This window comes from Caldicellulosiruptor morganii, from assembly GCF_026810225.1.
In the GTDB taxonomy this organism is placed as follows: domain Bacteria; phylum Bacillota; class Thermoanaerobacteria; order Caldicellulosiruptorales; family Caldicellulosiruptoraceae; genus Caldicellulosiruptor; species Caldicellulosiruptor morganii.
Genome location: NZ_CP113865.1, coordinates 2,145,754 through 2,171,311, shown reverse-complemented (window position 1 = coordinate 2,171,311; position 25,558 = coordinate 2,145,754). Strand labels below are relative to the sequence as shown.

Annotated in this window: 20 protein-coding genes and 2 pseudogenes; 20 read left to right on the top strand and 2 right to left on the bottom strand. The window is 31.1% G+C overall.

Annotated features, from left to right (window positions below; translation table 11 throughout):
* Positions 1-2: 2 nt before the first annotated feature.
* The 15 genes and pseudogenes from OTK00_RS10815 to OTK00_RS10745 form a co-directional block, all read left to right on the top strand.
* Complete coding sequence (locus tag OTK00_RS10815) at positions 3-779, top strand: CpsD/CapB family tyrosine-protein kinase (protein WP_045168823.1); 777 nt, start codon at positions 3-5, stop codon at positions 777-779.
* Positions 763-1,494, top strand: coding sequence for a tyrosine-protein phosphatase (locus OTK00_RS10810; RefSeq protein ID WP_108720981.1), 732 nt, complete (start codon positions 763-765; stop codon positions 1,492-1,494). Before OTK00_RS10815 ends, OTK00_RS10810 begins: the two co-directional genes overlap by 17 nt.
* 10 nt (positions 1,495-1,504) lie before the next feature.
* Positions 1,505-3,964, top strand: coding sequence for an S-layer homology domain-containing protein (locus OTK00_RS10805; protein ID WP_052670823.1), 2,460 nt, complete (start codon positions 1,505-1,507; stop codon positions 3,962-3,964).
* A gap of 167 nt (positions 3,965-4,131) precedes the next feature.
* Positions 4,132-6,012, top strand: a complete 1,881-nt coding sequence (locus OTK00_RS10800) for a polysaccharide biosynthesis protein (RefSeq protein ID WP_045168825.1) — start codon at positions 4,132-4,134, stop codon at positions 6,010-6,012.
* Complete coding sequence (locus tag OTK00_RS10795; RefSeq protein WP_045168826.1) at positions 6,009-6,647, top strand: sugar transferase; 639 nt, start codon at positions 6,009-6,011, stop codon at positions 6,645-6,647. The genes OTK00_RS10800 and OTK00_RS10795 overlap by 4 nt, the downstream gene beginning before the upstream one ends.
* Positions 6,644-7,285: an acetyltransferase gene (locus OTK00_RS10790; RefSeq protein ID WP_045168827.1), complete on the top strand. Its 642-nt coding sequence runs from the start codon at positions 6,644-6,646 to the stop codon at positions 7,283-7,285. The genes OTK00_RS10795 and OTK00_RS10790 overlap by 4 nt, the downstream gene beginning before the upstream one ends.
* Before the next feature lie 10 nt (positions 7,286-7,295).
* Entirely contained in the window at positions 7,296-8,444 is a 1,149-nt protein-coding gene (locus OTK00_RS10785) for a DegT/DnrJ/EryC1/StrS family aminotransferase (RefSeq protein WP_045170075.1), read from the top strand.
* Positions 8,437-9,555: a glycosyltransferase family 4 protein gene (locus tag OTK00_RS10780; protein ID WP_045168829.1), complete on the top strand. Its 1,119-nt coding sequence runs from the start codon at positions 8,437-8,439 to the stop codon at positions 9,553-9,555. Before OTK00_RS10785 ends, OTK00_RS10780 begins: the two co-directional genes overlap by 8 nt.
* A 48-nt stretch (positions 9,556-9,603) precedes the next feature.
* Complete coding sequence (locus OTK00_RS10775; protein WP_045168830.1) at positions 9,604-10,773, top strand: glycosyltransferase family 4 protein; 1,170 nt, start codon at positions 9,604-9,606, stop codon at positions 10,771-10,773.
* A gap of 55 nt (positions 10,774-10,828) precedes the next feature.
* Entirely contained in the window at positions 10,829-11,971 is a 1,143-nt protein-coding gene (locus tag OTK00_RS10770; protein WP_268760784.1) for a glycosyltransferase family 1 protein, read from the top strand.
* Between the two features lie 164 nt (positions 11,972-12,135).
* On the top strand, positions 12,136-13,620 hold the full coding sequence (wzy, locus tag OTK00_RS10765) for an O-antigen polysaccharide polymerase Wzy (protein WP_045168832.1): 1,485 nt from the start codon (positions 12,136-12,138) through the stop codon (positions 13,618-13,620).
* Positions 13,611-14,732, top strand: a complete 1,122-nt coding sequence (locus tag OTK00_RS10760; protein WP_052670827.1) for a glycosyltransferase family 2 protein — start codon at positions 13,611-13,613, stop codon at positions 14,730-14,732. Before wzy ends, OTK00_RS10760 begins: the two co-directional genes overlap by 10 nt.
* Before the next feature lie 82 nt (positions 14,733-14,814).
* Positions 14,815-14,934, top strand: a complete 120-nt coding sequence (locus OTK00_RS10755; RefSeq protein ID WP_157841005.1) for a helix-turn-helix domain-containing protein — start codon at positions 14,815-14,817, stop codon at positions 14,932-14,934.
* A 19-nt stretch (positions 14,935-14,953) separates the two neighbouring features.
* Entirely contained in the window at positions 14,954-15,412 is a 459-nt protein-coding gene (locus tag OTK00_RS10750; RefSeq protein WP_052670830.1) for an integrase core domain-containing protein, read from the top strand.
* A gap of 234 nt (positions 15,413-15,646) precedes the next feature.
* Positions 15,647-15,964 (top strand): annotated as a pseudogene (locus OTK00_RS10745) (ATP-binding protein); the annotation flags it as partial.
* Positions 15,965-16,134: 170 nt separating this feature from the next.
* On the opposite strand, the pseudogene OTK00_RS10740 reads toward OTK00_RS10745, so the two are convergent.
* Positions 16,135-16,473 (bottom strand): annotated as a pseudogene (locus OTK00_RS10740) (transposase); the annotation flags it as partial.
* Between the two features lie 73 nt (positions 16,474-16,546).
* Here OTK00_RS10740 and OTK00_RS10735 point away from each other — a divergent pair.
* The 5 genes from OTK00_RS10735 (at position 16,547) to OTK00_RS10715 (ending at position 23,482) form a co-directional block, all read left to right on the top strand.
* The gene (locus OTK00_RS10735; protein WP_052670832.1) at positions 16,547-17,827 is read left to right on the top strand and encodes a polysaccharide pyruvyl transferase family protein; all 1,281 of its coding nucleotides are present in this window, start codon (positions 16,547-16,549) and stop codon (positions 17,825-17,827) included.
* A gap of 136 nt (positions 17,828-17,963) precedes the next feature.
* Positions 17,964-19,136 carry a Coenzyme F420 hydrogenase/dehydrogenase, beta subunit C-terminal domain gene (locus OTK00_RS10730; protein ID WP_045168833.1) on the top strand — a complete coding sequence of 391 codons (1,173 nt, stop codon included), beginning with the start codon at positions 17,964-17,966 and terminating at the stop codon, positions 19,134-19,136.
* 501 nt (positions 19,137-19,637) lie between these two features.
* The gene (locus tag OTK00_RS10725) at positions 19,638-20,138 is read left to right on the top strand and encodes a VanZ family protein (RefSeq protein WP_045168834.1); all 501 of its coding nucleotides are present in this window, start codon (positions 19,638-19,640) and stop codon (positions 20,136-20,138) included.
* 504 nt (positions 20,139-20,642) lie between these two features.
* Positions 20,643-22,358 carry an IS1634 family transposase gene (locus OTK00_RS10720; RefSeq protein WP_045168835.1) on the top strand — a complete coding sequence of 572 codons (1,716 nt, stop codon included), beginning with the start codon at positions 20,643-20,645 and terminating at the stop codon, positions 22,356-22,358.
* 113 nt (positions 22,359-22,471) lie between these two features.
* Positions 22,472-23,482 carry a polysaccharide pyruvyl transferase family protein gene (locus OTK00_RS10715; RefSeq protein ID WP_045168836.1) on the top strand — a complete coding sequence of 337 codons (1,011 nt, stop codon included), beginning with the start codon at positions 22,472-22,474 and terminating at the stop codon, positions 23,480-23,482.
* Positions 23,483-23,560: 78 nt separating this feature from the next.
* On the opposite strand, the gene OTK00_RS10710 is transcribed toward OTK00_RS10715, so the two are convergent.
* Complete coding sequence (locus OTK00_RS10710; protein WP_045168838.1) at positions 23,561-24,820, bottom strand: glycosyltransferase family 4 protein; 1,260 nt, start codon at positions 24,818-24,820, stop codon at positions 23,561-23,563.
* Between the last annotated feature and the right edge of the window lie 738 nt (positions 24,821-25,558).

Sequence of the window (25,558 nt, the reverse complement as noted above, 5' to 3'; positions counted from 1 at the left end):
AGATGAATGTTGTAAAAGAAGTTATTGCCCTGCACGAACCTCGGTCACCTATTACTGAAAGCTATAGGATGCTGAGGACAAACATTCAGTATTCAAGCTTGGACAAGCCAATAAAAACCATAGTTGTTACCAGTACAGGTCCTTCGGAAGGAAAAACAATTACTTCTGCAAACCTGGCGGTTGTGATGGCACAAGCTGGTAGCAAAGTTCTTATAATAGATGCTGACTTGAGGCGACCCAGCGTACATAAAGTTTTTGGTATTAATAACAAAATGGGTTTAACCAATTTACTTGTCGAAAATAAAAAATTTGAAGATATTGTTTTGAAAAACGGTGTAGAGGGATTGGATATTATAACATCAGGTCCAATTCCACCCAATCCAGCCGAGTTGCTTGGTTCAAAAAAATTTGAAAACTTCATAAACACATGCTGTCAGAATTATGATTATATAATTATTGATACACCGCCGTGTGGTAGTTTAACCGATGCTGCTATAGTAGGAAGAATTGTGGATGGGGTAATATTGGTTGCAGCTGCAGGAGAGGTGCAAATTGAGGCAATTCAGCAGGCAAAGGAAAACCTTCAGAAGGTAAATGCAAACATTTTAGGAGTTGTTCTAAACAAAGTAAAAAGAAAGGCTTCGGGATATTATTACTACTATTATTATTACTATTACTATTATTACGACGAAAATGATGAAAAAGTAAAAAAGAAAAAAGCCAGTAGGAGAAGAAAAAATGATAGATATACACTGCCATCTGATGGTGAACGTGGATGATGGTCCACAAACAATAGATGAAGCAGAGAAAATGCTTGAACTTGCTCAAGAAGAAGGGATAAAAGAGATTATAGTAACACCTCATTACTCAGCGAGGCTAAAAAATTTATATGAAAGCAGGTTTGAAGAAATAAAAAAAATTGCCAGCAATAAAGGGATTATTCTTCACAAAGGCTGTGAATATAGTATTCATGATGCACTCTTGGAGAAGGGAAAGCTTACTACATTGGCCGGTTCTGAATATGTATTGATAGAAATTAAACATGGTTTTCTTGGTGACTATATATTTAATCAAATTTATGAGCTTAGAGTTGCCGGGTATGAGGTTATTGTTGCTCACCCTGAAAGATCTTTTGCTATAAAAGACATGGAGAAGCTTTATAAGCTCAGCGAAATGGGTATTTATTTTCAAATTACATGCGGAAGTATTCTCGGGATATTTGGAAGAGAAGTCCAGAAGTTTGCTATCCAACTGATGGAAAAGGGTTTATGTCATTTTTTAGCTTCTGATGCACATGATAGCCAAAAAAGAAGATTTTATGTTAGTGATGCAAAAAGATATTTGATTGGCAAATATGGTTCTAAAGAGCAGGTTGATGTTCTTTTGTTGCAAAACCAGCAGGCGGTAATTGGGGATATAACCACAGTAAAATCTGTCGCTTTCAAGAAAGACAATTTCATTAAAATGATATTTAAAAAAACTTTGAGGAGGTAAAACCTCTGTTATGCATGGTTTTAAAAAATCAATAAAAAAAATAATTAGTTTACAAATAGCTATAGCAGTTATGTTATGCAATATAATTGCTTTCGGGGATTCAAGTTCCCAAATAGCAAATCAAGGTTGTATTGATGCTGCTAAAAATCTTTTGCAGTACATGGTGGATTATGCTAAAAAAACAGATTCACCTTCACAAACAGCTGAACAGATTGGTAAATTTATTAATGGTAGTGGTAAGGTGCTTCTTACAGATTTGTTTAGTCAGCTTTCTAGTTTAGGATTAAATACAAAGGCGCTAAGTTATTTGTTTGAGTGGGTGTTCAATTATCAGGATGGTTCAAATCAATTTTGGCTTGTAAATCTTGTGACATCAAATGACAGTAAGATATTAGATAATGCAGCCATTGATTTTGCAAATAAATATGTGGCGTTGGTTGGTGATATTAAACAGGCTGAATCACAGCTGAGCAAAATGAATATGTTAATAAGTTTGATGAGAGCAAGTAACCAGTTAAAAACGACAAAGCTTGATGAATCGACATTTACTTTTTATATTAATCAGACAGGTTTGGATAATTTAATTGGTATTGCAAGTACAGTTCTGGGGGGTTCTATTGACTCACAAAAAATTAAAGATTTAATAACTGCTGCTTTTGTAACATTTGTCACAAACATTAATGCATCTAGAACACTGGATGAAAAAAAAGGGGCAAGAGCCTTATTGGAAGCGTATGGTTTTTTGCTTGTGGTTCCTTCTACAAGCACCAACTCAAATGCGAGCAGTATAGATGAAAAAAATAGCAAAACTGATGGGGCACTTCAGCAGGTTCAGCCTAATCAAAGTGCACAGCAGATACAGCCAATATCCTCCGAAAATGGCACAAACAGCAGTAGTGCAGGGATACCGGATGGTACTTTGCCGGTCCAAGATTCCCGACAAACTCAGAATCCTCAAAACGTCCAACAACCCAGTTTTGCAACGATAGCAGATTTTACAGAACGCCTTGAACAAATAATTAATCAAGAAAAGTTTGGTCAAATACCTGAAATTCTTAATGTTTTGCCTTCGGTTTTAGCATCTGAAAGAGATATAAATAAAGAAGTATTGATCTTTGAAAATGTTACGAAAAAGGTAGCTTTAGTTTTGCATAAGGTTTTAAATGAGTCTGATAAAGATTCTATTATGAAAAGTCTAATAAAGGCTGCAGATCAGGTTGCTTTAAATATCCAGAAACAATCAATTTCAAATGTGGAGAAACAGCACCTGCTCGAAGAACTGAAGTTTGAAATAACGGGGTTGTTTGTTAAGGCTTATGAGGCAGTTGCATTAGTGCCAAAAAAGACAGAAGAGTCGGCGAATGTAATATTTAAGATTGATGAAAATGATATACCTGTAGTGATTTCAAAAACAGAGAGAATTGCTCTGGCTATGCAGTCTATTTCAAATCAAGTTTTAAGAAAAGTTCTAAATAACGTTAATTATGTTCTTTCTCTAAATGTTACAACTAAAAACAAAAATGCTGTTGTCATCTTTGAAAAAGAAGCAATAGAAAAAATAAAAAACGAAAATAAAATTAAAAACATATTGTTGGCTACTCAAGATGCCACAATTATTTTTTCGGTTACAGATTTACCTTCTAAACAATTGGCAATAAATATAGCTCAAAAGCAGGTTTCTGATGCTTTATCTCCAGCGATTTATGTAAGTATAACTACAGGTGATAGTCAGCACAAGACTTTGAATAAACCTGTAACGTTAATACTTAAAATTTCTGATAAAGCATCAGATAATTTGTCTGTTGCTGTTTATAGAATATCTGAGAACCAAAATGAAATTGTTCCGAGCATATATATATCAACAATAAGCAGTTTGTTTATTGAAAAAGCTTTTAATGGTGCATATTATGCGACTGTTTTTAGAAAAACTTACTCAGATTTGGATTTGAAGGCGTGGTTTTATGAAAGCATTCAGGCAGCTTGTGCCAAAGGAATATGTGAGGGTTATCCGGACAAAACCTTCCGACCAAACAAATTGGTGACAAGGGCAGAATTTGCCAAAATGGTTGTAAAGGCTTTTCAATTTGATATAATATCTCAGAACACTGCAAAATTTGAGGATGTACAACAAACAGACTGGTTCTATCCCTATGTTACTACACTTTATAATTTAGGGATAATAAATGGGAAAAGTGAAAAGAGGTTTGCACCAAATGAACCAGTTACAAGAGAAGAGATTGCCAAAGTTATATCAATTTCTCTTTTAAAAACGGGGAAAAAACTTGTTTCTGACAGCGATAAACATGATTTCAGAGATAAAAATGAAATAGCTAACTGGGCAAAAGAGTATGTTGAGATAGCTGTTAAAAATGGCATTATGGAAGGAAGAGGACAAAATGCTTTTGTGCCAAAGGCAAATGCAACAAGGGCGGAGGTTGTGACAGTTTTACTTCGTGCTATGTTTAAGTAAACTGAAATTAATATTTCTATTGGGTGGGTAATTTTGGAGGTTTAAAATTGGGATGGATATAATAAGATTATTGTAAAATACTAAAAATTAGACTTGGTATATATATAAAAATTGTATAGTAAGTACTGAGATTCTGCTATAAAAAAACAGAGAAGGTGTATTGAGTAATGTTTTACTTTAATAAAAAGACCAGTGCTCTTGTGCTATTTGATGCTATTTTAATTGCCTTTTCGTATTTTTCTTCATATTTGATTAGATTTGATTTTAAAATCGATTATACATATTACAGAAATATTTTAATTACCACATTGTTTTTTGTGATATCAATTACCGTTTCGATTTGGCTATTTAAGGGATATCACATAATATGGAAATACGCAACAGCTGATGAACTTATAAAGTTGCTGTTTTCAATCTTGATTGGTTGCAGTTTTGCAACTTTTATATGTTATATTTTCCAGATGAGTATTCCCCGTAGTATATCAATTCTTACATTTGTGTTAACGTCAATCTTTTTATCAGGGATTAGAATTGTGTACATGTATGCAAATCGAAAAATTGGCATAACAAAAGGTGTAAAAAGTCAGAAACAGAGGAGAGCAATAATTGTTGGAGCGGGATCAGCAGGGCAGTTAATTTTGGATGAAATAAAAAAACATCCTGAAATGGGGATAAAACCGGTTGCTTTTCTTGATGACGATAAAAGCAAGCATAGAAGATACATAAACGGTGTAGTTGTTCTGGGTAATATAGAAGATTTGCCATATGCTGTTGAAGAAAAGAGTGTTGATCTGATAATTTATGCTATTCCTTCAGCACCTTCTAATTTACTGAGACATGTTTTGGAACTTTGCAATCAAGCAAAAGTAGAGCTTAGAACTATTCCGGGAATATATGAGATATTGCGGAATCCACAGGTGTTAAATGCAAGAAACATAAGAAAGATAAATTTAGAGGACTTACTAAAGAGAGAGCAAATAAAGATTGATTTAGAAGATGTAACTGAATTTTTAGTGAATAAGAGAGTGATTGTAACAGGAGCGGGGGGTTCTATTGGTTCAGAAATTGTTCGGCAGGTTTTAAGGTTTGAACCGGCTGAGGTTGTATGTTTGGATATATACGAAAATACATTGTATGAGTTACAGCAAGAACTGAGAAGTACCCCATATATTTCTAAATGCAGGTTTCTAATTGGAAGCATAAGGGATGTCAGTAGATTGGAAAGCATATTTAACAAATATAGACCAGAGGTTGTTTTTCACGCTGCTGCACATAAACATGTTCCACTTATGGAAGAGAATCCTCAAGAAGCAGTTAAAAACAATATATTTGGAACACTCAATTTGATAGAAGTATCAGAAAAATACAATGTGCAGAAGTTTATTATGATTTCAACAGACAAAGCAGTAAATCCTACAAGTGTAATGGGCATGACAAAAAGAATTTGTGAACTGCTTGTTCAGGCTTTTAATGCAAAGAGCAAAACTGAATTTTCAATTGTCAGATTTGGCAATGTATTGGGAAGCAATGGCAGTGTTGTGCCTTTATTTATAAAGCAAATAGAAAAAGGTGGTCCTGTTACAGTTACTCATGAAGAAGTAAGAAGGTATTTTATGACCATTAATGAAGCTGTGCAGCTTGTACTGCAAGCTGCAGCTTTTGCAAAAGGTGGCGAGGTTTTTGTACTGGATATGGGAGAACCTGTTAGGATAATTGACTTAGCAAGAGATTTGATAAGAATTTATGGCTATGAACCGGATAAAGATATTAAAATTGAAATCACTGGGCTTCGCCCAGGGGAGAAGTTATATGAAGAGCTTTTGATTGATAAGGAAAATTGTGTGGCTACTAAGAATGATAAGATATGGATTGAAAAAGTAAATCACAATGTTTTAAGCCAAAAGGAAGACATATTGAGCAATTTGTTTTTCCTTAAAGATAAAATTGAAGTATTAAATTCGGAGGAAATTAAAACTTATTTAAAAGCTCTTATTGAAGAATTTGAACAACCTCTAATTACTGTTATGGAGGAGAAAGGGGAAATATGATTTTCTATCCCACTGTAAAACGTGTTCTGGATTTGATAGCTGCCTTTATTCTTTTAATAATATGCTTACCTATAATGTTAATTATTGCTCTTTTGATAAAAGTTGATTCAAAAGGGCCTATTCTATATAAACAAAAGAGAGTGGGAAAAGACAATAAAGTATTTACGATATATAAATTCAGAACGATGATAGTAGAAACTAACAGAGATGGCAGACAACTTTCTGATTTTGAAAGGATGACAAGATTGGGAAGATTTTTGAGATTATTCTCACTTGATGAGCTACCGCAACTTTTTAATATAATTAAAGGAGAAATGAGTTTTGTTGGCCCTCGACCTCTATTAGTTGAATATCTTGAGTATTATGATGAATATCAGCTAAAAAGACATAAAGTACTTCCAGGAATAACTGGCTGGGCACAAGTAAATGGAAGAAATCTACTGAGTTGGGAAGAAAGATTTAAGTATGATGTTTGGTATGTAGAAAATATGTCTTTTATGCTTGACTTGAAAATTATTTTACTTACCTTAATTAAGGTGCTTAAAAAGGAAGGTGTCAATAGTAGTGATTATCTTACTATGCCAAGATTCGATGAAATAATGGCAAGTAAAAAAGGAGAAAAAATAGCAACATGAAGTTATTAATTTTGGGTGCTGGTGGACATGGGAAGGTTGTATCTGAAATAGCACTACTTATGAAAAAGTGGGATGACATTTATTTTCTTGATGATAATAAAGTGGGACAGGAAATTAATGGTATCAAGGTAATAGGTACATTGGATAAGATAAAGGAATTGAGAAAGGAGTTTACGCATGCTTTTGTTTCTATAGGTGACAATATGAAGAGAGTAGAGTGGTTTAAATACTTGGAAGAAATGAATTATGAAATTCCTGTTTTAATTCACCCAAGTAGTATAATAAGCAATAATGTTAAAATTAATAAAGGAACTGTGATAATGCCAGGAAGTATAATTAATACAAATACTGTAATAGGGAAAGCATGTATAATAAATACAAATGCAAGCATAGACCATGATTGTCAAATTGGTGATGGAGTTCATATATCACCAGGTGTAACGATTGGTGGGTCAGTCAATATAGGTGATAATACATGGGTGTGTATTGGTGCAACGATCATTAACAATATAAACATTGGTAAAAATTGCATTATTGCAGCAGGTTCAACTGTAATAAGAGATGTTCCGGATAATGTTATGATAGCCGGTGTACCGGGTGAAATAAAAAAGATCATTAAACTTAATGAAACAAGATAAGGTGAAAAAAATGAAAAATGAAAATAGAATTTATCTTTCACCACCGTATTTATCAGGAATCGAAAAAGGTTACATATTAGATGCTTTAGACTCAGGATGGATAGCTCCGTTGGGGCCACATGTTGAAGCATTTGAAAAAGAGATTTGTGAATACGTAGGAGTAAAATATGGATTGGCAACTTCGTCAGGGACTGCTGCAATTCATTTGGCGTTAAAATATGTGGGTGTAAAAGAAGGCGATTTAGTTTTTTGTTCTACATTGACATTTGCAGGGACCTGCTTTCCAATTTTATATGAAAAGGCCATTCCTGTATTTATTGACTCTGAGCCTGAAACGTGGAATATGTCCCCAGAGGCACTGGAGAAAGCTTTTTATTGGGCAAAGAAAGAAGGTAAATTACCCAAGGCGGTTATAGTTGTAGATCTGTATGGTCAAAGTGCAAACTATGATAAATTATTACCAATATGTGAGTATTATAAAGTTCCTGTAATTGAAGATGCTGCAGAAGCTTTAGGTGCATCATATAAAGGCAGAAAGTGTGGGTCTTTTGGATATATAGGAATATTTTCATTTAATGGAAATAAAATAATTACAACTTCTGGTGGCGGGATGGTAGTTTCTAATGATGAGGATGCCATAAAGAAAATGAGGTTTTGGGCAACCCAAGCACGTGAACCTGTTAGGCATTATGAACACAAAGAGATAGGATATAACTATAGAATGTCGAATATCTGTGCTACATTAGGCAGGGCACAGTTAAAAGATATTGAATATCGAGTTAAAAGAAAAAAAGAAATTTATTACAGATACAAAGAAGCTTTTAAAGATTTGTCCATTCAAATGATGCCAATTTTTGAAGAAGGGGAGCCGAATTATTGGCTTTCTGTGATGACAATTGACGAAAATTGTAATGTAACACCTGATGCAATTATTAATGGATTAGAAAAGAATAATATAGAATCGCGACCGGTGTGGAAACCGATGCATTTACAACCCATATTTAGTAAATTTAGATATTTTGAACACGATACTGATGTATCAAAAACTTTATTTGAAAAGGGGATTTGTTTGCCTTCAGGAGTGAATTTAAATGAAGAAGAACAAAGTGTCATTATTTCTCTTATAAAGAGCATTTTTAAGGGTGACAGATATGAATAAAAAAATATTATTTGTTGCTACAGTAGATTATCATTTTGAAGCATTTCACTTACCTTATTTTAAAATGCTAAAAGAAGAAGGATGGGAACTTCATGTTGCAGCTAAAGGAGATTTAGATTTACCATATTGTGATAAAAAGTTTAATATTCCTATAGAAAGATCGCCTTATAGGTTGAACAATATACGAGCATATTTCATATTGAAGAGAATAATTGAGGAGAATAAATATGATCTTGTTCATTGCCACACACCAATGGGTGGTGTGTTAGCAAGATTAGCAGCTATAAATGCAAGAAAAAGAGGAACAAAAGTTTTATATACAGCTCACGGGTTTCATTTTTACAAAGGAGCACCAATTATTAATTGGCTGTTGTATTACCCTATAGAAAAATTTTTAGCAAGGTATACAGATGGACTAATAACAATCAATTCAGAGGATTATGAAAGAGCCAAAACATTTAAACTCGCAAAAGATGGGAAATTGTTTTATGTCCCTGGAGTAGGTATAGACGTTGAGCGGATAAAAATGATAGAAGTTGATAAAATTCAAAAGAGAAGAGAATTGGGTATTCCAGAAAATGCATTTGTATTGGTAAGTGTGGGGGAATTAATACCAAGAAAAAATCACTCTCAAGTAATTAAAGCTCTCTCAAAAATTGATATTCGAAGTAAAAATATATATTACTTAATTGTAGGAAAAGGTATTTTAGAGTTGAAATTAAAGAGATTATCTCAAAAATTAAATATCGAAGATCATGTTGTATTTTTGGGGCATCGAAAGGATGTCATAGAAATTCTCAAAGCTTCAGATGTATTTGTTTTTCCATCCAAACAAGAAGGTTTACCAAGAGCTTTAATGGAAGCAATGGCTTGCGGGTTACCAGTAATTGCAACAAGAATTAGAGGGAATGTAGATTTGATAGAAGATAGTGTAAATGGCTTACTAATTGATATTAAGGGTGTTGTTAGCTTTGATAAAGCAATAGAGAATATGTATAATAATAAGGATTTGAGAAGTATAATTGGCAAAAAGAATTTAGAGAAAATATCTAACTTCTCTATATCAGTAATTTGTGAGCACATGAAAACAATTTATAACCTATATAAATAATTAAGTTTAATTAGATTTGTGGTATATAAAAACAAAAGGAGTGGTAGTTTGGTAAAACTTGTTTTTGCTCATGACAATAAGTTTAAATTAGATGAGAAAGGGAATTTATATTCTGGAGGTGCTTTTAATAATGAGGTGTTCGAAAGATATACAAAGCTGTGTGATGAGTTAATTGTTATAGGAAGAGTGGAGCGAATTGATTCAAATCAAGTGAGAAATTTAAATTTAATAACCTCAAATAAAATTAAATTCGTAGGAATGCCAAATGTAAACTCGATACGGGGTTTATTTAATATAAAATTTGTCCAAAAAGAAATAGAAAATATTGTTAAAGAATGTGATGGAGTAATTGCTAGAACGAGTACCTTAGGACTAATGGCTGCAAAAGCAGCTAAAAAATTTAAAAAAGCTTGTTTAGTTGAGGTTGTGGGATGTATATGGGATGCTTTATGGAATTACAGTCTAAAAGGAAAAATTATAGCACCTTTTATGTTTTTTTTGTACAGGCGTTGGATTTTGAAATCAAAATTTGTTATTTATGTTTCTAATGAATTTCTTCAGAGACGTTATCCAACTAAGGGTTATAAACTTAGTTGTTCAGATGTGGTGATACCCTCACTTTCTGAGGACATAATAGAAAAGCGATTAAGAAGAATTGAAAGTATGAAAGATAGACCTATAAACTTAGGGATTATAGGTAATCTTGATATCAAATATAAAGGACATGAAACAGCTTTTAGAGCATTGGCATTATTGAAAAACAAAGGATTTGACTTTCGCCTTTTATGTCTTGGAGGAGGAAGCAAACAAAAACTTGAGTATTTTGCTGAAAGGCTTGGGATAAAAGAAAAAGTTACATTTTGTGGTGTAGTACCTTCAGGAGAGCCTGTTTTTGACTGGTTGGATAACATTGATATATTTTTGATACCCAGCTTACAAGAAGGATTGCCACGTGCTTTAATTGAAGCAATGAGCAGAGGCTGTCCTGCAATTGGTACAAGGGTAGGGGGAATACCTGAGCTTATAGATAATAATTTTGTTATTAAACCCAAGGATTTTAGAGGACTTGCATTTAAGATATTAGAGTTAGTGAATGATAAAGATTTAATGAAAGAACAAGCAATAAGGAATTTTGAAAAGTCAAAAGATTATGTAAAAGAATTACTTGATGAAAGAAGAGAAAAATTTTTGAATGAATTTGTTACTTATTCGATTTAAATATGAAGAAAAACTTTCTGAAAAATAAGAAGCAATAGATATGTTTTGCAAAGAGGTGGATGATTTGCAGCCTAAGCCGTTGCGTGTATTACATGTTGTAGGTGGTATGGATCGTGGTGGGGCGGAAACAATGATAATGAATTTTTATAGAAAAATCGACAGGACCAAAATACAATTCGATTTTTTGTGTATGAAACGAGGAGAACATCATTATGACGAAGAAATTAGATCTTTAGGAGGGAGAATAATTCATATTGATCCCCCGAAGAGTGTAGGAATAATAAAGCATATTTATGACATGATGCGTGTTATGCGTAAATACGGCCCTTTTATTGCAATACATGCTCACACTCAATTTCACTCAGGAATAGTTGCATTTGCTGCATTTCTTGCAGGTATACGTAAACGTATTTGTCATTCCCATACCACTAGTGATATGAGTACAAATAATATTCTGAGAAGGTTATATTTTAGAATTATGCGTGTTTTGATAAGAATCTTTGCAACCAAAATGCTTGCTTGTAGTAATGAAGCAGGAGCTTTCTTGTTTGGGACGTCTTCAATGAAATCTGGAAATGTATTTATATTTCAAAATGCAATTGATCTAAGTAAATATGAATTGTTGTCTGAAAAAAATGCAATCGAATTAAAACACTTATTGAATTTGCCAATAGAATCAATTATATTAGGACATGTTGGGAGATTTTCTCAGCCAAAAAATCATAAATTTTTAGTTCAACTTATGAAATATGTAAAAGCTAATTCTTTAAATATTTTTTTAGTGTTAGTTGGTGATGGTGAATTAAGAAGGGATATTGAAAATATTGTAAAGGTAGAAGAATTAAATGAATATATTAAATTCCTTGGCATAAGAGAAGATATTCCTGAACTTATGAATATGTTTGATGTCTTTATAATGCCATCTCTCTATGAGGGACTACCAGTAGTATTGGTAGAAGCTCAAGCGGCTGGAACACCATGTATTGTGTCAGACAGGATTAGTAGAGAAGTGGATTTTGGTTTAAATTTAATTGAATTTGTTTCTTTGGATGCCCCGGTTGAAGAATGGGTAGATAAGATAGTTAAAAGAGCGGGAACTAAGTTAAAAAATTTCAGTAAAATACGGGAAGCTTATAAAAAAAGAAAATTTGATGTAGATGAAGTTGTTAAAGAGATCGAAAAGATTTATATGGATTGATAATTTTATTATTAATGTTTAAAAAATAAAAAATTTTATATAAATGTTACTAACTTTTAGTATATCTTTGTTACTAAAATTTTTATATAAAAATCTTATATAAAAAATAATATAGAATATAGATTGCTTATGAGAAAATATAGTAAAAAAATGGGGGATAAGTTTTGAAATATGACACAAAAAGAGTAAAAAATAATAAATTATTGGTGCTTATGATAATACATATTATTTTATTTGTGTTTGTTTCTTTTATTTTAACTAATTTAGATCTACAGGGAAATAGTTTGCTTTTTACATATTTTATATCTATAATCGTTTTTATCTGGTGTTTTTTAACAGCGTATATTTTTGAAAAAAAATTAGGTAGTCCATATGTCATGTACTTAATAATGTACTTTATATGTTTATTTGGTCAACTAACGTTACGAGTTGTATTCCATTATGACAATCCTAGAATTTTAGAAATGATCGACTACTACTCCAGTAGTATTATTATAAAGGCAACAATATTATCTTTATATTGTTTAATGGGAATGCATTTAGGAGTATTAGTTTACTATCTATTTGGATTTTCACGAAATTTTGCGCAAAAGAGAAATAATGTATATGACAACGACATTTATAATATATTACGGTATATGGGGTGGCTATTAGTAATTATTTCAATTAAATCATCTTTGTCACTTTTTTACAATAATTTTATACTAGCTAGTATTAGAGGATATATTGGTGTCTATAGCAATGTTCGATATGGATTGGAATCTGTTGATGAGAAAATAGCTCAATATTTCTTTATAGGTTTAATAACTTTGATGATTGCATACAAGGAACAAATTAGTATTTCTAAAACTATTTTTATTTTTGGAATGATCTTTTATGGTTTACAGATATTCTGGGGTGCGAGAGGTTTTCTTTTATTACAAGTTATAACTTTGATTTGGGTTTGGCATAATTTTATTAAACCAATTTCAAAAAGGGTTTTTTTATTTGGCATTATATTGTTTTATCCAATATCAAGTATACTAGTTTTAATACGTCTAGTAAGAGAATTTCCCTTGACAGAATGGGTGTCCAATATTTCATTCTTTTTTATTGAAGCAGTTAAAGAAAATCCGATTTTATCAATTATAACTGAACTAGGTACAGCTATTGGCCCAACAGCAGCGGCTATCTGTCTAATACCTTATATATTGCCTTATGGGAAAGGAATAAGTTATTTATATTCGATTTTTATGATTGTACCTAATTTTAATGTTAATAGCCCTAATCAGGCGATGCTAAAAGCAAATGTACCTATGATTATTTCCGATATTGTTGGAGTAAGATTTGGTGGTTCAATTATTGAAGAAGCATTTTATAACTTTGGATGGTTATCTTGGATGTTTTTTATTGGTATTGGTTTTTTAATAGCATTTTTTTCTTCATATATTTATAAAATAAAAAATCCATTTGTTTCAGTTTTATTGTATAGTTTTATTCCTAACCTGTTATGGACAGTTCGCAATGCATATTATCCAATACCTAGGGAGATATTATATAATATAATTTTTCCTTTAATAGCTTATTATATTATAAAGAAGTTTTACCAAGATAAATTAAGTTATAGATATAATATAAAGGTTCAGAAGAAGGTGAAAACGTGCCAATAAAAGTAAGTATTATAGTTCCATTTTATAATTCACAAAGTTATTTGGAACGTTGCATAACTTCTTTAATAGAACAGGATTTAAAGGAAATTCAAATAATTCTTATAAATGATGGTTCTTGTGACTTGTCAGGGGAGATAGCAGATTTTTACGCTAAAAAAGATGAAAGAATTTTAGTTATTCATAATAAAGTTCGACAGGGAGTCAGTATAGCTAGAAATATTGGATTAAAAATTGCAAAGGGAGAATATATTGCATTTGTAGATAGTGATGATTGGGTTGACAAAGAAATGTATAGTGTTCTTTATGCGATTGCTAAAGATTATAATGCAGATATAGTAATAAGCGGAATTATATATCATGCGGCAAGAGGAAGAGTAATAAAACAAATAACACAGAACTTAGAAGTATATAACGATAACAGATTAAAAAAGGAAATAATTCCTTTATTATGCAAAGATACAGTAATTGGGAATTCACCTTGTAATAAGTTATATCGAAGGACACTTATTGAAGAAATTGGTGCTGAATTTCCGGTTGACTTAAAACAAGGTGAAGATTTAGAATTTAACAGATTAATTTTCCCTTCAGCCCATAAAATTGTATTGGTGCCACGTGCTTTTTACAATTATTACCTATTAAACTATAGTGCAATGCGTAAACCAATAAAGAATTATCATGAGGTTTACTTAAGAAAGCTTAATAATACTATTTCCTATATGCAACGAATTGGTATTAATCCAATTGAATATCAAAATGATTTATATGCAGAAATAGGCAAATGTATTTTGCGAAACATACAGTATATATATTCAAAAGGTTTGTATAATAGTAAGAAGGAAAGAAGGGAAGCTTTATTAGATTTAGCAAATGATAAAATAATTAAACAAATAATTAGGAAAATATTAAATAAGAAACTTTTACATAGTAGAATAAATTTAATGGTATTATCAAATTTATATAAAAAGAGATTTATAATACCAATTATTTACGGATATATTATGGGAATGGTTATTAACCCGCTTAAGTGGAATTTACGAATTTTTATTTATTGGATACTAAAATTAGATATTATTAGTAGATTTAGTAAGGATATAGTTGAGTTAACTAGATAAAACTCTTAAGCCCCTTAATCATTTTGGACAATCTATGAACTTTTAGGTAAAATAAAAATAACAAGTTTAAGGGGAGTCTAAGATGAAAGGTAAAGCTCATTCAGAAGAATTAAAGCAACAAATTTTAGAAGAAGTTGAAGAAACAGGTAATATGTCATTAGTCGCAAGAAATCATGGCATTGCTCCAACAACAATAAGGTGAAAACAAGTTTTTCTTTGTATTGTCTGTAATTGACGTTTTTGACAGATCAATAATAGGGTATCACATAGGCTACAGGTGCGAAAGCATAGATGCTGTAAGACTTTTGAAGCGTTGTCTTTTAAAAAGGGAGCTCTTTAGTGCTGATGTAAAACCAGTAATAAGAACTGATAATGGACCTCAGTTTACAAGTAACCTTTTTGAGGAAAGCTGCAAAGAAATAAATATATATCTTGAAAGAATTCCTTGCAGGACTCCTAATAAAAATGCACATATAGAAGCATTTCACAGAATCTTTGAGGATGAATGCTTAGGGATCCACGAGTTTTGTAGTTTTGGACATGCCTATGCTGAAGTTGCAAGGTTTATGAAGCGCTACAATACAAAAAGGCTTCACTCCAGCTTAAAATATAAAGCACCAGAAATATTTTATGAACTAAATAAAGGTAAGGAAATCGAAAGCATGGCTATATATCTATAGCCTATAGTAATGTAGGCAAAACGTAACCTTTACATTGAGGGCAGGCATGGTAGCCTTGGTTTTAGCTGGCCTTATATGGTGGCCTTCAAGGTAACGGAACATAGCCTTTCGATGCTCAATGTAAGGGGCAACCGGTTAATGTATGCAAAACCAATTAATAATAATGTAATTTAAAATGATATTTTAAGATATTCGTAGATTTAGAGAGATTTTGTCCAAACTTCGGGGGTTAATCCGTTAGAAGAGTTGTATATTTCAAGAGCGGATGATTCATATCAACAAAAGCTAAAAAACTATGTTAATGTGGGCTTGTTGATATTAGACGAATTGGGCTTAAGGAAATTGAACCAAAGCAGTGTAGACGATTTTTATGAGATAATATCAAAGCGATATGAAAGAGGATCTATAATAATAACTACAAACAAGGTATTTGAAGAGTGGACAAGGATATTTTATGACCCAGTATTAGCTACAGCAATATTAGATAGGTTTGTACATCACTGTCATTTTGTAGTTATCAAAGGTGAAAGTTATAGAATGAAGCAAAGGTAGGGTGTTATAAAAGCTTTAACAGATGATTCCAAAAATCAGTTAAGTACTGAAAATTAATTTTTTTGAGCACAGGTGGGGAAAAAATATTATCAAAAGTGGGGACAATACCGAAGCCATTGGTTAGAATAGAGAATTTGTAAGCATAGCAGAAATGGCCATTAGCAAACATATTCAGAGCAAAAGATTTTTCTGAATCTTGAGAAGGTAGAGATAGAAGGAATTTTATTGAAGTTGCAAAAGATTCTGAGCTCGTAGGAGTTGAGTAGGATAGCGCGCAGTTGAGTTAATGTAGGGAGTTTGAGGATTTTTTGTACGAAGAAAGCGCAGAGCATAGATTGCGAAGAGAAATCTCTATGTCTTCCGAAGTATTTGTAGTAGGTTTTGAAAAAGGATGCAGGTATGAACTGGTTTAAATCAATGAAATTGCTGAAGAAGCCGAGCAAAGTGTGTGGTTTATTGAGAGCAACGTTTTTAACCTGCTCACAGAGATCGAGAAAAGATAATTGTTGGTGTTAGTTTTTGAACATTTTATCTTCCTCATCATAGAAAGTGTGTTTTATATAGATAAATTTTACACTATCTATGAAGAGGAAGGAAGACTTTTTTAGAAGTTTTAAAGAGCTTGATAACGATCATTTTGAGCGTTTTTACAAAAGGCTATTAAAATACAATTTTGGAGGTAAGAAAGTGAATGTGTTTTTATTTGGTCAAGGTTCATTTTATAATAGAGGTTGCGAAGCGATTGTTAAGAGTATAACAGAAATGACAATAAGACAAATAAATGATGAAGTAAAGTTTATACTTGCTACGTTTGATTATAAAAATGATAAAAGGCGAAATGACATAAAAATAGATTATTATGTGAGGCATATTCCGAGTTATCTTTCAATTAATAAATATTTAGCCAAAATTGCTCAAATGTGCAAAAAGTATAATTTATCAGCGAACCTAAAGACATCCCATTTGACTAAGTATATTGGATCAAGTGATATCTGCATTTCTATTGGTGGCGATAATTACTGTTATGATAAGAATTTAATTTACCTATTAAATAGTATTGATAAAAAAGTAAAAGCTCTAAACAAAAAGTTAGTTATTTGGGGAGCTTCATTTGAAGAGTTTAATTTAGATGAAGAGACGTTGGAGGATTTAAAATTATTTGACCTTATTATTACAAGAGAATCGATATCTTATGGTATGCTAAAAGAAAAGGGTCTTTCAAATATTTATTTATATCCTGATCCAGCTTTTACACTTACAATAGAAAGTGTTGATGAATTTGTTCCAGAAAATAGTGTCGGTATAAATTTAAGTCCTTTAGCTTTGAGTTATACAAGTGAAGCTGAAAAAACGAAGAAAGAAATATATAAATTTATTGAATTTATTTTGGAAAAAACAAATTTTAATATTGTGCTGATACCTCATGTTATGCAGCAAAATAGTGTTTATCAAAATGATTTTAATATTTTATCTTATATTTACAATAAATATAAGGAAAGAGGTAAAGAAAGAATTAGAATTATTGAAAAAAAGTATACAGCCTCCCAATTGAAGTATATCATAAGTAAACTTCGCTTTTTTGTCGGAGCAAGAACTCATTCAACAATAGCTGCCTATTCTACAGGTGTGCCTACACTTGCTATCGCATATAGTACTAAGGCAAAAGGAATTGCAAGGGATATATTCGGGACGGAAGAAAATTATGTGGTTGACATAAGGAATGCAAAGGAAGATTTTTTAATTGACTCTTTTGAATATATAATCAAAAACGAAAATTATTTAAGAGAATTACTGAAGGGGAAAATGCCAGAATATTCAGAAAAGGCGCGGGAAGTATTGAATATTATTTTCAAAGATTTGTAATTGAATGTAATAATATAATGCAGAATATTATTTAGGAATAGATAAGACAAAAATTAATTATTTAGCATTTATTGGAATAAATTAGAGAATTTAATAATAAATTACATATTTAAAACATAAGAAAAGGTGAAATTTTATGGATAGAATTAAATTAAGTTTAATAAGTAAAAAAATGTGTACAGGTTGTTATGCATGTTACAATGTTTGCAAAAATCAAGCTATTGAGATAGAAATGACTGATGATGGTTTTTATAAGCCTTTTATTTCAAAGGAAAAATGCGCTAATTGCGGAATTTGTGTAGAAAAATGCCCGGCTTTATATCCTGAATATTTAAATAACGCTGAACCTAAGTTCTATATGGGGTGGAGTAGAAACAAACAGATTAGAAAAAGTTCTTCATCGGGTGGAGTTTTTAGCGAAATTGCTTTGTACGTTTTAGAAAATGGTGGCATAGTATATGGGGCTGCTTGGGATGAGTTTCTGGAAGTAGAACATATTAAGGTAGATTCAGTCGATAAATTGTATTTATTGAGAGGATCTAAATATATTCAAAGTAAAGTAGGTTTGGTTTACAGAGAAATCAAAGAAGTTTTAGAAAATACTCAAAAAATTGTTCTTTTTGTAGGCACTCCATGTCAAGTTGCGGGTTTGAAAAAATTTGTCAATAATCAGAGACTAATAACTTGTGATTTAATATGTCATGGTGTATCTTCTTATATTCCTTTTAAATCTTTTGTAAAATCTTTTAATGATGAGATTAAGAAAGTGGATTTTCGAGATAAAATTACCGGCTGGAGAAACTATAGTTTAACTTATTATGGCAAAAAAAGAAAGTTTTCTAATGTACATTATAGGGATAAATTCTTTGTAGGATATTTAAAGAATTATTATCTAAATGAGGCTTGTTATTCTTGTCCGTTCAGCAGATTACCAAGACAGGGTGATATTACACTCGGGGATTTCTGGGGGATTGAAAAAGAATATGATATAAAAGATGAGGGGGTTTCTTTAATTATTGCAAATAATTCAGTTGGAATACATGTCATTGAAGAATTGAGAAGGAACAATAGAATTGAATTAAAAGAAGTTGAGAAAGATAAAGCTATTGAGCATAACATTCGCATTTGTTCAGGTTATTATAAAAGACCTAAGCAAAGAGATTACATTATAGAAATGATAAGAAAAAATGGATTCAATGAAGTAGTTAATAAAGAAATTAAAACTCAAAATGATATAATTCGGTTATTGAGTAAAATCTATGCTTTTGCAAAAAATAAGTTGAAAAAAATGCTACATGCAGATACGTAGGGAGAGATGAGAGTATGCAATTTAAAAATATAATGGAGTAAAGATGAAATAAATAATGAAGATAAGCCAGTTGTCATCAAGAACAATGTATGATGGATAGGCTGTAATGTTACAATACTTAAAGTTCAACGATTGAGAATGGTGCGATAATAGGTGATAGAAATGTAGTTAACAGGTATATAGAAGGCAATTGTATTGCGATTAGTAATTTTTGTAATATTGTTAAGATAATATATACAAATGGCAATGATATTAGATTTTTTTAAATTATTTACGTTATAACTAAATATATTTATTAATAAATAAGCAAACCGCTTAAGAGAGGAATATCTAAATAAAAGCTATAAGAATCAATATTATTTTTACGAATCTTGTCAGTCAATCTTTAATATAAAAAATAACTATCAATACTTTCTAATTTATTAAGACTATCTTAAACTATCTTTTAGACTATGACTAAAATATATAATATAATCTTACTAAAAAGGGGACTTTTATAGTATGAACAAAAAAACACATAAATTACTATCTTGGATAATTGTCATCCTATGGTTGCTAATTATATTCTCTTTATCCTCCCAGCCTGCAAAAGACTCCAATAGGCTTAGCGAAAGTGTGACAAAGCAAGTTGTTAAGGCAACACAAAAGGTAAGTATTCCCAACATTCAAATTGAACCAAGAAGAAACGCATTAAAAAAGCTCAATGATGTTATACGAAAATATGCCCATGTGGCAGTGTATTTGGTTTTAGGTATATTGGTGATCAATGCATTTGTAATAAGTGGAATTAAAGGCTGCAAAGCCTTTTTCTTTTCTTTAATGTTTTGCTTTCTTTATGCTGCAACTGATGAAATACACCAGGTTTTTGTTCCAGGGAGAGGTGCAAAAGCAACTGATGTTTTAATTGATGGTATTGGAGCTTTTACAGGAATTATAATTTATGAATTAATCTTCAAAATATGTCAAAAGACTAAAACAGAATCTTCATCAAAACGATTATAATCACCCACAGAAAAATGCCTATCACAAGTCCATTTTTTAACTTTCTAAAAAAATTGGGCGATGGCATTACTTTGAAATTTTCCTTTAAATTTTCTTATGTTACATATTATTTATTGTCTTTTAATTTTTTATGCTCTAAAATCAGTTAAGTCTATATAATTGTGTAAAAAGTGGTTGAGCCATTCCCCACCCTCTGGTTAGAATAGAAATAGAAACAGAACAAAAATCTAACTGGAGGGATAGGAAATAGCTCAATACAATATTACCATAGACTCTTAAATTTTGCATTACCTTTTTGTAAAAGGAACAAAAGATGAAAAGTTAGCTAAATTATCTTGACTTTGTCAGTTTTTGAGGTCCAAAAAATGTAAAAGTTTTAATTTATGCGGGTTTGCGGACCAAAAAAAATAAAAAATTTTTTGTCATGTAGGGACAAATAACTTCCATTTTTATCCTAACATGACTTGATTTATTGATATTTTTGTAGTATGATATTCCAAAAACATTCTCAAGTGGTCTTTCTTATTTGTTAAAATTACTAAAGCTGATGGATATGAGTATGTTAAAATTGTCCATAATTATAGAGAAAATGGCAAAATAAAACAAAAAGTCCTTCTTAACCTCGGTAGACATGATCTTTTAAAAAATAATGAGACTTTTGTAAATGTAGTAGACAAACTTTATGAAGTATTTGCTAAAGAAAAAAATAAAAATGCCACCATGGAATTGACAAAAGATAATATTTCTGAAGAAACAATATTGAACTACGGACATATTGTCTGTCGCAAACTGTGGGAACTTTTTAAAATAGACAAATTCTTAGAAGAATACTGCTTAAGACGATACAAAATCAAATTTGATATTGACATTGTAAGTTTTTTAATGACAGTTCAAAGACTACTGCAACCAGTTAGTAAATTTAAAACATATGAAAAGAGACATCAATATTTTGGTTTTCCATTGCAGGAAATTGATTTAAACCATCTTTACAGAAGCTTAGATATATTAGCAGAGGCAAAGGAAGAACTGGAGATTTATCTTTACCAGATGAACAAGACATTGTTTAACTTTCAGGTAGATGTTGTGTTTTATGATGTTACAACTTTTTACTTTGAGAGGGTAAAAGCGGACAGTCTAAGGATGTGTGGATTTAGCAAAGACAACAAAGTCAATGAAGTACAGGTAGTAATGGGAATGCTGATAGATAAAGAAGGAAGACCTGTTGGGTATGAGCTTTTTCCTGGTAATACTATAGATAGCAAGACTATTATAAAAATTTTAGAGAAACTGAAGGAGAAATTTTGTATAGACAAAGTTGTAATAGTAGCAGATAAAGGCATAAACAAAAGCTTAAATCTTAAGATAATAAAGGAAGCAGGATACGACTATATTGTGGCGTCGAGGCTTAAGAACATGAGCAAAATAGTTTTAGAAGAAGTATTTAACGATGATGGATATAAATACTTAGCAAATAAGGATTTTGAAAGCATTTATGAAGAAGAATTTAAATTTAAAATAATAGATTATGAGAATTGTGTAAAAGATGAAAACGGCAAAAAGTACAAGTTAGAAGAGAAGATGGTGATAACCTATTCAAGCAAAAGAGCTAAAAAAGACAAGCAGGATAGGGAAAGGCTTATTAAGAAGGCAAAAGAGCTTTTAGAGGAGTCGAGTAAAATCAGGGCTTTAGAGAAAAGGGGAGGGAAGAAGTTTTTAAAGCGGGTAAATAAGAGCAGTAAAGAGGAGTATCAACTTGATGAAGAAGCGATAAAGGAAGATGAAAGATTTGATGGGTATTATGCAATTCAAACAAGTAAATTAGACATGACAGCTGAAGAGATTTTAAGAGCATACCATGATTTATGGAAAATAGAGGAATCATTTAGGGTGATGAAAAGTTCCTTGGAGGTAAGACCCATTTTTCATTGGACCGAGAAACGAATAAGAGGACATTTTGTAGTTTGTTTTTTGGTATTTCTGTTAGAAAGGACATTGGAATTTAAATTAAGAGAAAAAGGAAAAGATATGAGTAGTGAAAAAATAAAGGAAGCAATAAATTCGATGAATTTTATGCAAATAGATGTAGAAGGGAAGAAGATTTTACTGAAGGCGAAGATAGAGCAAGAAGCGAAGGAGATATTACAGGTTATGAAGATAGATATGCCAAAGAATTTGATGATGATAGAGGAAGCAATAGAAAAATATGGGGTAAGGAAATAGTGTAGTGACAAATTTCCCACTCTTTTATTTCCAATCCCAGTACTCTCAAGCTTTTTAAATTTTCAACTGACAAAGTCAAGATAATTGTGCAAAATAGGAGGTAATCACATAAAATGATAATAACTTTGCTGGATACAAGTATAGGCAGTGACAACTTGGGTGATGAAATAATTATGGAATCGATTAAAGAGTGGTTTGATAGAATAATGAATCAGCTAAAAAAAGAAGATATTGAAATTTATTATTTGCCTACTCATCTTCCTCTTACTGCAGAGCAGAAGCGTATATTAACTAAATCGGATTTAAAAATTTTGTGTGGAACAAATCTTTTTAATATGCTTTTTACTCCATTTAAACATTTTAATTGCTGGAGGATAGCATTTTACGAATTGGGGTATGTAAAAGATATTATTTTACTTGGTGTCGGAACACAATTTTCACAGAAAAGTAAACTTAAACTGATAAGAAGAATTTATTCAACTTATATGTGGCAGAGAATTATAAACCGGGAATTTATCCACAGTGTACGTGATGAAATTTCCAAAAATATTTTAAAAAAGTGGGGTGTTGATAATGTTGTTAATACTGGATGTCCTACTTTGTGGAAGTTAAATAAAAACCATTGTAAAAACATACCAACAAAAAAAAGTAAAAAAGTTATATTTACTGTCAGCGATTATGATAGAGATTATTTTTATGACAAAAAAATGATAGAAATATTACTGGAAAATTACAATGAGATTTTTGCATGGCCACAGGGAATAAGTGATTACGATTACTTGAAAGATTTGCTTGGCAGGGATATTAAAAAGGTGGAGGTCCTTGCTCGTAATTTGAATGAGTATGATAAGTTATTGAAAGAAGAGGAGAACATAGATTATGTGGGGACAAGACTTCATGGTGGTATTAGAGCTTTGCAATTTAAGAAAAGAACATTAATTATAGCTATTGACAACAGAGCAAAATCATTTAATAAAGAGCATAATATTCCTATCCTGGAGAGAGAAAAAATTGACAAGCTGCCATTGTTCATCAACAGTGAATGGAGAACAGATGTAAAGATAGATGAATATAATATTCGAGCTTATGAGCTCGAGTTTGTAAAGTTATTAAATTCATTATAAAATGGAGGAGCTGATTTTTTTGTTTAATGATACTTTATTTTATTGCTTTCAGGTATTTTACGCCGGGGTGATTTATTATCAGTTAACGACACTATTTTGCAAATTTTTATTGTAGATTATAGAATAATAGTATTTTTCTATCTCTTCTGCTCGTTTATTCCAGGTATTTTCAAGTGCAAATCTATAACCGTTTTGACCCAATTTGATTCTAAGTTCATAATTTTCAGCTAAAATCATTATTGAACTGGCGAATTCTTCTATTATTTCATCCAAACTTTTATTTTCTACCTCTATCTTTATTGCTGCATTATCAGGAACAAAATTACGTGCCCCATGTTGATTCAAACAAATAATAGGTAGTCCAAATGCCATTGCTTCTAAAAGTTGCATACCAAATGAATCTCTCAAACTTGTAAAAGCAAATATGTCTGCCTTTGAATACCACTTTGCTATCTCCTGCCATTTAACATGTCCTATTAATTTGATTGGTAAATTATTGTCTTTTTGCAATTCATTTTCTATAAGTTTTTTCTCCTCACCATCACCTACTACAACTATTTCAATATTTTTTCCCTTTATTTTTTTTGCCACATCAATCAACAAACCTACACCTTTTCTTTTTAAAAGCCTGCCAACCCATAAAACAGTTGTTTTTTTGTTATGCAAACCACTGCTACGAACAATAAACTGTTCGGGGATAAACTCTTCTTTTAAAGCGCTATCAAGCATTAACTTAGTATTTTTAGCTTTCATTTTTTGTGCCAGTTTTTGAGTTTCTTCGTTGGTCACAAGTATTAGATCACTCTTTGAGGCTGCTTTTGAAGTTGAAAAAAATCTAAAAAAGTATTTGGTATAAAAATCTCTTAATATTTCTATATACCATTTAATACCGTAATATTTTTTAAATTTTTTTGATGATGTTTGACCGCCTCCAACAGGACCAAATACGAATGGTTTATTCAATTTCCACAGTAAAGAACCCATTTGCAAACTTCCCCATGTTACATGATGGATAATATCAACCTCATTTTCAAGCTTTAGTTTCTTGACCAGTTTAAATGCTTTGTATTGCCACATTATATACCTTAATCTTATTGTTATTTCATTCTTTCCAAAAATTTTTTCTAAAGGTGGTTCTTTAACATATATAAAATAAAGATTTTTATATTTTTCTCTATGTAATTCTACTTCTGCGATAATACTTGTTCTATATCTTTCACTTGTTAGAACTATAACTTTGTGCCCTCTCTGGGATAAATGACATGCCCAATTCCAACCAAACCCTGGTTCAGAACCTTTATTTGGTTCACATGCATAAGCAGACAACAAAATGTTCATTTAACCTGTCCCCTTGTTACCATAATTTTCTATATTTTTTTAATGCAAAGTCTTGACTTATTTGCCAAGAAAAAATAATGCATAGAATATTTTTACCGACCCCAAATCAATCAAAATTAAAACAACATAGCATGTAGACTGTTTGATTTTCAAATTAATCCTGACTTGATGTGTAAATATCCGTCAGTTGAAAGAAACAGAAAAAATTTCAGATGATTTTCTTGGAATAAAAAGCTTGAAGTCTATTCTAAGAGTCATTTTTAATTAAATTTACTTTTCTTCTTCCTTTAAGCAGGATGAACCAAGACTTTTTGATGGTTTGGATTATCAAACTTTCAAAAAAGCTTATTTAAAACCAATGATCTAAGTGAAATCTGTTATAGGATGAATCAATTAATTTGCAAGACAAGATAGCAGGACAGATAGGCAAAAATTATTGATTGTATTTTTATTCTGGTCATTTAAATAAATAGCAATCCAACAAATCTTAGCCAGGTTCTGTTTAAATTTAGTTTATAAGGATATGTGGTACATGTTAATTATTTGCTTGGTTATCATATTCTTAACTATTATAAACTATGATACATTTTTTTAAATTGTTCTCCTTTAGTTAAATACACAATTTTATTTTAAACATCTTTTAAAGAACCTGTCAAGAGTTTTATTCATCCAAATTCTCAATGTTTGTTGTATGTTTGTTGTAAAATTAAATGCAACAGGGGCAATAAATATTGAAGC

Coding starts and splice junctions, on each gene's coding strand:
- OTK00_RS10730 (WP_045168833.1), top strand. CDS start 17,964: ATGGATAGAATTAAATTAAGTTTAATAAGTAAAAAAATGTGTACAGGT.
- OTK00_RS10735 (WP_052670832.1), top strand. CDS start 16,547: ATGAAGAGGAAGGAAGACTTTTTTAGAAGTTTTAAAGAGCTTGATAAC.
- OTK00_RS10725 (WP_045168834.1), top strand. CDS start 19,638: ATGAACAAAAAAACACATAAATTACTATCTTGGATAATTGTCATCCTA.
- OTK00_RS10810 (WP_108720981.1), top strand. CDS start 763: ATGGTGAACGTGGATGATGGTCCACAAACAATAGATGAAGCAGAGAAA.
- OTK00_RS10715 (WP_045168836.1), top strand. CDS start 22,472: ATGATAATAACTTTGCTGGATACAAGTATAGGCAGTGACAACTTGGGT.
- OTK00_RS10815 (WP_045168823.1), top strand. CDS start 3: ATGAATGTTGTAAAAGAAGTTATTGCCCTGCACGAACCTCGGTCACCT.
- OTK00_RS10780 (WP_045168829.1), top strand. CDS start 8,437: ATGAATAAAAAAATATTATTTGTTGCTACAGTAGATTATCATTTTGAA.
- OTK00_RS10800 (WP_045168825.1), top strand. CDS start 4,132: ATGTTTTACTTTAATAAAAAGACCAGTGCTCTTGTGCTATTTGATGCT.
- OTK00_RS10790 (WP_045168827.1), top strand. CDS start 6,644: ATGAAGTTATTAATTTTGGGTGCTGGTGGACATGGGAAGGTTGTATCT.
- OTK00_RS10795 (WP_045168826.1), top strand. CDS start 6,009: ATGATTTTCTATCCCACTGTAAAACGTGTTCTGGATTTGATAGCTGCC.
- OTK00_RS10755 (WP_157841005.1), top strand. CDS start 14,815: ATGAAAGGTAAAGCTCATTCAGAAGAATTAAAGCAACAAATTTTAGAA.
- OTK00_RS10805 (WP_052670823.1), top strand. CDS start 1,505: ATGCATGGTTTTAAAAAATCAATAAAAAAAATAATTAGTTTACAAATA.
- OTK00_RS10710 (WP_045168838.1), bottom strand. CDS start 24,820: ATGAACATTTTGTTGTCTGCTTATGCATGTGAACCAAATAAAGGTTCT.
- OTK00_RS10785 (WP_045170075.1), top strand. CDS start 7,296: ATGAAAAATGAAAATAGAATTTATCTTTCACCACCGTATTTATCAGGA.